This window comes from Staphylococcus sp. EG-SA-2 (assembly GCF_017152085.1).
In genome coordinates this window covers 1-585 of record NZ_JACYHC010000003.1, presented here as the reverse complement: position 1 = coordinate 585, position 585 = coordinate 1, and the positions used below count along the sequence as shown (strand labels likewise).

Annotated in this window: 1 protein-coding gene; it reads left to right on the top strand. The window is 35.0% G+C overall.

What is annotated here, in order from left to right:
- On the top strand, positions 1–585 hold a 585-nt coding region (locus tag IDG60_RS00015), incomplete at both ends, for a fructose-specific PTS transporter subunit EIIC (protein WP_206160327.1).

The following is a 585-nucleotide window of genomic DNA, read 5'->3' as shown; positions in this document are numbered from 1 at the left end:
AAAGAAAAGGTAACTCAAATGACAGTCAAGAAAAATTAAGCCCAGGTAAAGCATTCTATAAACACTTAATGAACGGTGTTTCTAACATGTTGCCACTTGTAATATCTGGTGGTATTTTAATGGCAATCGTATTTTTATTTGGAGTAGACTCATTTAAACCAAAAAGCTCAGAGTACAATGCGTTTGCAGAGCAGCTATGGAACATTGGTAGTAAAAGTGCATTCGCGTTAATCATTCCAATTTTATCTGGATTCATTGCACGTAGTATTGCGGATAAACCTGGTTTTGCAGCTGGTCTTGTAGGTGGTATGTTAGCAATTTCAGGTGGTTCAGGATTTATTGGTGGTATTATTGCAGGTTTCTTAGCAGGTTACTTAACACAAGGTGTTAAAGCGATGACACGTAAGTTACCACAAGCATTAGAGGGATTAAAACCAACATTAATTTACCCACTATTGACAGTGACAGCTACAGGCTTATTGATGATTTATGTCTTTAATCCACCAGCATCTTGGTTAAATCATTTGTTATTAGATGGATTAAACAATTTATCAGGTTCTAATATTGTATTATTAGGTTTAGTTA